Source organism: Monashia sp. HAY1-2A, from assembly GCF_056755315.1.
The window spans coordinates 1-6058 of the sequence record NZ_JBNDHY010000215.1; the positions used below are offsets into that span (position 1 = coordinate 1).

General features: G+C 74.3%; 8 protein-coding genes. 3 read left to right on the forward strand and 5 right to left on the reverse strand.

All coding sequences use genetic code 11. The features are described 5' to 3' along the window. Positions 1-64: 64 nt before the first annotated feature. Genes ACPYOM_RS20550 through ACPYOM_RS20560 form a run of 3 tightly spaced genes read right to left on the reverse strand, consistent with a single transcriptional unit; the run spans position 65 to position 2747 of the window. Positions 65-898, reverse strand: coding sequence for a class II fructose-bisphosphate aldolase (locus ACPYOM_RS20550; protein ID WP_481347370.1), 834 nt, complete (start codon positions 896-898; stop codon positions 65-67). Continuing rightward, positions 895-1842, reverse strand: a complete 948-nt coding sequence (locus ACPYOM_RS20555) for a 1-phosphofructokinase family hexose kinase (RefSeq protein WP_481347371.1) — start codon at positions 1840-1842, stop codon at positions 895-897. The genes ACPYOM_RS20550 and ACPYOM_RS20555 overlap by 4 nt, the downstream gene beginning before the upstream one ends. After that, complete coding sequence (locus tag ACPYOM_RS20560; RefSeq protein WP_481347372.1) at positions 1839-2747, reverse strand: ROK family protein; 909 nt, start codon at positions 2745-2747, stop codon at positions 1839-1841. Before ACPYOM_RS20560 ends, ACPYOM_RS20555 begins: the two co-directional genes overlap by 4 nt. Before the next feature lie 239 nt (positions 2748-2986). Between ACPYOM_RS20560 and ACPYOM_RS20565 the strand changes: the two genes are divergently transcribed. Next, positions 2987-3394 (forward strand): VOC family protein, encoded by a 408-nt coding sequence (locus ACPYOM_RS20565; RefSeq protein ID WP_481347373.1) that lies wholly within the window; start codon positions 2987-2989, stop codon positions 3392-3394. A gap of 144 nt (positions 3395-3538) precedes the next feature. On the opposite strand, the gene ACPYOM_RS20570 is transcribed toward ACPYOM_RS20565, so the two are convergent. After that, positions 3539-4420, reverse strand: coding sequence for a MerR family transcriptional regulator (locus ACPYOM_RS20570; protein WP_481347374.1), 882 nt, complete (start codon positions 4418-4420; stop codon positions 3539-3541). A gap of 37 nt (positions 4421-4457) precedes the next feature. On the opposite strand from ACPYOM_RS20570, the gene ACPYOM_RS20575 reads away from it, so the two are divergent. Continuing rightward, a complete protein-coding gene (locus tag ACPYOM_RS20575) occupies positions 4458-4949 on the forward strand; it encodes a DUF6194 family protein (RefSeq protein ID WP_481347375.1) in 492 nt (163 codons plus the stop codon). Here ACPYOM_RS20575 and ACPYOM_RS20580 read toward each other — a convergent pair. After that, entirely contained in the window at positions 4946-5272 is a 327-nt protein-coding gene (locus ACPYOM_RS20580; protein WP_481347376.1) for an MmcQ/YjbR family DNA-binding protein, read from the reverse strand. The two genes, ACPYOM_RS20575 and ACPYOM_RS20580, sit on opposite strands and share 4 nt — an antisense overlap. A 161-nt stretch (positions 5273-5433) precedes the next feature. Here ACPYOM_RS20580 and ACPYOM_RS20585 point away from each other — a divergent pair. Then, on the forward strand, positions 5434-6058 hold a 625-nt coding region (locus ACPYOM_RS20585), incomplete at its 3' end, for a hypothetical protein (protein ID WP_481347377.1).

Here is a 6058-nt window from a genome sequence, read left to right on the forward strand (position 1 = left end):
TCCGTCGTCGGCAGCGTCAGATGTGTATAAGAGACAGCTTCTGACCGAAGCGCGCGAAACGGGCTCAGCGGAGGGCGAGGAGGTTGAGGAGTCGGGCGGCCTCGTCGGTGACGGCGGCGCGTGCGGCGCCCAGGTAGACACGGGTGTCGACGCTCCCGGTCGCCTCGAGGCGCTCGGTCATCGCGCAGGTGAACACCTGGTTGAGGTGCGTCGCGATGTTGACCTTGGTCATCCCGGCCCTGACCGCAGCGACCAGACCGTCGTCCGGCACGCCCGATGAGCCGTGGAGCACCAACGGCACGGGCACCGAGTCCCGCAGGGCTGCAACGAGATCCGTGTCGAGCCGAGCCGTCCGGTCGGTCATCGCGTGCGAGCTGCCGACGGCCACCGCGAGCGCGTCGACGCCGGTGTCGGCGACGAACCGGGCCGCGTCTGCCGGGTCGGTGCGCACCCCGGGCGCGTGGACGCCGTCCTTGCCGCCGACCTCGCCGAGCTCGGCCTCGACGCCGATGCCGGCGGCGTGGCACAGCGCGACGACGCGGGCCGTCTCGGCGCGGTTGGCGTCGTCGGGCAGCCGGGAGCCGTCGTACATCACCGACGTCAGGCCGAGCCGGACCGCCTCCTCGACGAGGCTCGTGTCTTCCGCATGGTCGAGGTGCACGACGACCGGCTGGGCGCACGCATCCGCGATCGCGAGCGTCGCGCGGGCGATCGGTCCGAGGGAGCCGTGGTAGCGCACGCAGTTCTCCGAGATCTGCATGACGACGGGGAGCCCGACCCGCTCGGCGGCCGTGGCGTACGCCTCGGCGTGCTCGAGCTGGATGACGTTGAAGGCCGCGACGGCGCGCCCCTCGGCACGGGCGTCCGCGAGGACGCTCGTGAGGTCGCTGCGGCTCATGCGCGGCTCTCCTCGATCTCGACGGACTGGGTCAGGCGGTCGACGTCGTCGGGGTCGACGAGGCCGGCGACGGGCTGGAGGACGGCGGCGGCCGACCAGGCCACGGCGCGGCACAGGACGTCGGCCCAGGCCTCTGCAGCCGCCGGCAGCCCCGACGCGTCGCGCAGGTCCACGGCGAGAGCGGCGGTCATCGCGTCGCCGGCGCCGGTCGGGTTGCCGCTCAAGGGCTCCCGCAGGCGCGCGTGCAGCGCCACGGCGCCGGTGACGAGGTCGAGGCCAGCCGCACCGTCGGTGACGACCGCCGCGCCGGCTCCCTCGTCGGCGAGCATGCGGGCCATCTCTCGCGCGTCCGCCTCGACGCCCAGCCCGAGGGCGGACGCGGCCTCGGTGCGGTTGACCTTGACGAGGGTCGGGCGCGCCGCCAGCGCGGCGGTCAGGGCGGCGCCGCCGCAGTCGACGACCGTGTGGAGGCCACGACGGCGTGCCTCGGTGACGAAGCGGGCCACGAGGTCCTCGGGCGCCCCGGCGGGAAGGCTGCCCGATACGGCGAGCACCTCGGCCTGCCCGGCGAGCGCCGCCAGTGCCTCGGCGACGTGCGTCCAGACGGACGCCGGCTGCTCGTGGCCGGCCTCGTTGAAGAGCGTGGTCCGTGCATCTCCTTCGACCACGGCGATGGACCGTCTTGTCGCAGAGGGGGACTCGATGAGTCGGTGGCTGATGCCGCGGGCCGTGAGGTCGGCCGCCCAGGCGGCCAGCTCGGCCGTTCCGACGGGTGCCACGGCGACGGCGTGCTCGCCGAGGGTGGTGAGCACCGAGGCGACGTTGACGCCCTTGCCCCCGGCGCGCTCGGTGACGTCGTGGACGCGGTGTGACTCGCCGAGGTGCACCGCGTCGACGCCGTAGGTGACGTCGGCCGCCGGGTTCGGGGTGAGGGTGAGGATCATCGGCCGACGAGGTCGAGGGCGATCGTGGCGGCACCGAGGGACCCGGCCCGGTCCCCGAGTGCTGCGGCCTCGACGGCGACGTCCGTGCGACCGCCGAGCCGAAGCGTCAGGGCGGTGCGGAGCGGACCGAGGAGGCTCTCCCCGGCGCGGACCAGTCCACCTCCGACGAGCACGAGCTCCGAGCCGACCGCCGCCACGACCGGCGCGACCATGATGGCCAGCGCGTCGACGGCCTCCTGCCAGACGCGTCGCGCCTGCGGTTCGCCGGCCTCGGCACGGCGGGCCACCTCGGCGGCGTCCCCGACCAGGCCGGTGGCCTCGGACCAGCGGCGGCCGATGGCACCGGCGCTCGAGAGAGCCTCGAGGCAGCCGTGCTGGCCGCAGCCGCAGAGCGGGCCGCCGGGCTGCACGACGATGTGCCCGATCTCGCCGGTCCACGGGCCACCCGTGACGAGCCGGCCACGGCACAGGATGGCACTGGCCAGCCCGGTGCCGAGCGGGAGGAACAGGACGTTGTCGGCCTCGCGCGCCGCCCCGAGCCGGTGCTCGGCGAGGAGCCCGGCACGCACGTCGTGTCCGATGGCGACGGGCACCTCGACGTGCGCGGCGACGGCCGCCTGCAGGTCGAGGTCGCGCCAACCGAGGTTGGCCGACCAGACGCCGAGCCCGGCCGCCTCGTCGACGAGACCGGGCACCGCCACGCCCACGGCGAGCAGCTCCACCTCGGCACCGGCGTCCGCCCGCAGCTGCACGAGGGTCTTGGCCGCCAGCTCGCCCAGCCGGTCGCCGACACTCTCGGGGGTCGGGACGACGGATTCGGTGAGGACCTCACCGTCGGGGGTCACGAGGACCGACTTGGTCCGCGTGCCGCCGACGTCGATGCCGACCGCTGCCTCTCGCTTCACGGTGCGCAGTCTATGAGCAATAGTGCGCGAAAAGGTAGTCGGTCGATCACATTCGCACACGCGGCGGCGCACGCTGCGTCACCGGGTCCCAACGATGCCACCTCGAGCCGGTGCATGCCCGCCCGGCTGCCATCGCGGTTGAGAGCGCTCGCCCGACGAGCTTCGGCGCTGCCGGGAGCAGCCAGGGCGGGTGGGGAACCCGCTTGCCCCGCAGCGCGACACGGTCGGACGCTGACACCATGACGATGCACATCCACAACGTGACCTTCGACTGCGCCGATGCGCGCGGCCTCGCGGCATTCTGGTCCGAGCTGCTCGGCTGGAACGTCTACTACGACGACGACCCCGAGGTCGTCGTCGCGCCGGCGTACCCCAACCACGGCCTCGGTCTGTTGTTCATCCCGGTGCCCGAGGGCAAGACGGCCAAGAACCGCGTCCACCTCGACCTCGCCCCCCACGAGGGCACTCGGGACGGGTGGGTCGAGCGCGCGCTCGTCCTCGGGGCCACGGTCGTCGGCGACCACCGGACGGCGGAGGGCCCCGGCTGGGTGACCATGGCCGACCCCGAGGGCCACGAGTTCTGCGTCGAGCGCAGCCCCGCCGAGATGGGGCCCAGTCGTCCCCGGGCCTTCCGCCTCACCACCTGACCACCTCACCACCTGACCACCTCACCACCTGTCCACCTCGCCACCCGAGGCCAGACGCCGGACCACCTGGGGCGGCCACATGACGTGGCCGGGTGGGGGCGGGGGCCCTCCGGTCGTGCCTTCGGCGGCGCCGTGGGGCTTTCGTCAGTGGCCCGGCTCGCGTGTCTCGTCACCGAGGAGTCGGACGACGTCGGCGCCGGCCGCGACGAGGGCGAGCGTCCGTCGGGCGATGCCGTCGAGGTGCCGCTGGAGCGCGGCATCCGGGTCGAGTCGGGCCGTGACCGGCCGACCCCCGCCGCCGGCACCGCCGGATGCCTCGTCGAGCTCCGTCGCCGGGCCCGCCTGCGGCTCCACGTCCGGTTCCAGCTCGGCTCCGGCGAGGCGACGCAGCGACGCCACGACCGCCCGGACCGCCGGGACCGGGTGCCCCGCCGACCGCAGGGCGGCGGCGACGCGCGCCTCGCGGACCGCCGCCGGTGGGTAGCGGCGGCCGCGGACCGGGCCCGATCCCACGCGTTCGGGCGCGACGAGCCCCTCCCGTTCCCAGAAGCGCAGCGTCGACGCCCGCACGCCGAGGGCCTGGGCGAGCTGGGTGATGGTCAGGGCGTCATCGGGCAGGTCGGTGTCCCCGCTCTCAGCCCGGACGAGCGTCAGGGCGCGTTGGGCCGCGAGTGCCTCCTCCCGCTGGCGCGCCAGGCCGACGTGCAGGGCGCTGATGCGGGCCACCGCCTCGTCGAGCGGGAGTGTCCGCACCTCGGCCAGCACCCGGCGCGCCACCACGGGGCCGACCGCCTCGGCGAGCCGCCGGTAGGCCTGCAGGGCCACGACGTGGTCGGTGCGGAACAGCCTGTACCCGTTGGGTGCTCGTTCCGCCGGCGGCAGGACTCCGAGCCCCTCGAGGACCCGCACCTGTTGGGCCGAGTAGCCGGACGCGTCCGCGACCGCGCGCGTCGACAACGGGGTCGACACCGGCGTCGAGGGCGGCCCCGGCATCCGAGCATCGGGACTCGGAACTCGCTCGCTCACGAACCCTCCACCAGCACTTCAAGATGACACTTCACCCATGAGTATGGACGAGATCCTCGACGTGGTCAGGTCGCTCGACGGCGTGCTCGTGCTGTCGCCCGGGCCGGGCAGCGCGTTCCCCGAGATCGCCTGGGGTGACCACTTCATCTACTACGCACCGGACGGCCGGCTCCCGGCCACCCAGCCCTTCGCGACGATCGTCACCAAGGACTACCCCGACGACGCGACGTCACGCCTCGACCCACCGGACCGGTGGCGCCTCAACGTGCACGTCGGCGCGCGGGTGTTCGAACGCCTCGTGGGCCAGAGCCCCCGGGCCTTCGGTGAGCGCCCCGCGGAGGCCCGAGCGGCCGCCGACCACGCCGCCGCGGACCTCGTCCTGCCGCACCCCGTGTACGGTTCGCTCGGCTGGGTCGCCGTCGTGACGCCCGGGACCCGGACGACCGAGCTCGTCCTCCGCCTCCTCCGCGACGCCCACGCGGACGCCCGCCGCCGCGCCCTGCGCCGCGGCCGGGACACGGGAGCCTAGCCCTCGGCGCTGTACGCGAGCGCGACGGTCTTCGGCACGACGAACCGCCAGGCGTCGATGACGATCTCGCGCATCCGGTCGACGTCGAGGGCCTCGAGGCGCACCTCGACCCAGTTGAAGCGGAGGTCGCTGCGGCGGGGCATGAGGAACACGTCGGGCTCGCTGGCGACGAGCACGTCACGCTCGTCGCGCGGGAACGCGAAGCCCATCTGCGTCTCGTCGGCGGAGAAGGCGAGCCACACGATGCGTCCGACGCGGAACTTGACGCGGTCGCGCACGAGCACCTCGTACGACCTCGGCAGCTGCTCCGCGACGGCTCTCACGTCGTCGATCGTCACCGGCACGCCATCCACCCTCCCACGGCCGTGTGGGGTCTCGACAGGCACCCGGCCCGCACGTACCGTGATCGCGTCGCGACCCCGACGGCTGTCCGGGCGGGCTGAAACGTCGACTCCCCACCGCCACGGTCCCCAGGAGCGACGCCATGACGTCCGACAGCCCACCCACACCCCATGCCGCAGCCGCCACCACCGCGGACGCGGCCCCACCGCACGCCGCCGGGTGTGACGATCCCTCGGCCCCGATGCGGGAGCGCCTCCTGGCCTTCCTCGACCGACTCGGCGCCGTCCTCGCGGCGCGCGGTGACGCGCTGGCGCTGCTCTGCCTCGGGTCGGTCGGTCGCGACCTGCAACGCATCGACGAGCACTCCGACGCCGACTTCTTCGTCGTCGTCGACGACGAGGCGGCCCGCGACCGGTACCTCGCGGGCATCGACTGGCTGGAGGCGGCGCAGCCGGTCGTGTGGTCGTTCGAGAACAGCGACGCCGGCCGCAAGGCCCTGCTCGCCGACGGGCTCTTCGCCGAGTACGCCGTCTTCCCGCTCGCCGCGATGGACACCGCGGGCTACCCGCCGGGCCGCCTGCACTGGAGCCGGGTCGACGCGCCGGCCGGCCTCGACGTGCCCAGGGTGCCGGTGCCGCAGCCGCCCTGTCTCGACCACGAGGTCGGCGAGGCGGTGAGCAACCTCTACGTGGGCCTGCACCGCGACCTGCGCGGCGAGCGCCTCACGGCCACCCGCTTCATCCAGGGCCACGCCGTCGACCGCTGGG